The 443-nt window shown below is 67.5% G+C and carries 1 protein-coding gene; it reads right to left on the bottom strand.

The genetic code is table 11. The features are described from left to right. On the bottom strand, positions 1 to 443 hold a 443-nt coding region (locus EXE45_RS21485; protein ID WP_241989521.1), incomplete at both ends, for a TRAP transporter large permease subunit.

The raw sequence follows: 443 nt of genomic DNA, 5'->3' as shown, positions 1-443 counted from the left end.
GCTGACCGGGCTGACGCCCGAGCTGTCGACGACCCGCTGGAGCGGCGGCATGAGCGTCCCCGTGATCATCATCGCGACCACCGTGTACAGCGCGGAGGTCATCACGGTGTACTGCGCGATGCCGAGCAGGTAGATGAGGATCCCGAACGGGACGCCGAACCGGATGGCCTCGAACACCTTCTTCTCGGTCGAGAGCGTCTCGTCGAAGAACTCGGAGAACTCCATGTCCTGGCTGCTGGAGTCCGAGATGGCGAGGTAGTGGACCGCGATGGAGATGGAGACGACCAGGATGGCGGCCGGGACGAGGCCGGCGACGACGATGTCGAGGTACGGCACCCCGAGGTACGACGCCATCACGAACGCGGACGCCCCCATCACGGGGGGCAGCACCTGCCCGGAGGTGGACGCGACCGCCTCGATGCCCGCCGCGCGGTGGCCCTTCA

Origin of the sequence: Halorubrum sp. SP9 (assembly GCF_005435015.1) — an archaeon.
Taxonomy (GTDB): domain Archaea; phylum Halobacteriota; class Halobacteria; order Halobacteriales; family Haloferacaceae; genus Halorubrum; species Halorubrum sodomense.
Note: the sequence above shows the minus strand (reverse complement) of the source record. Positions and strands in the feature narration are given on the sequence as shown.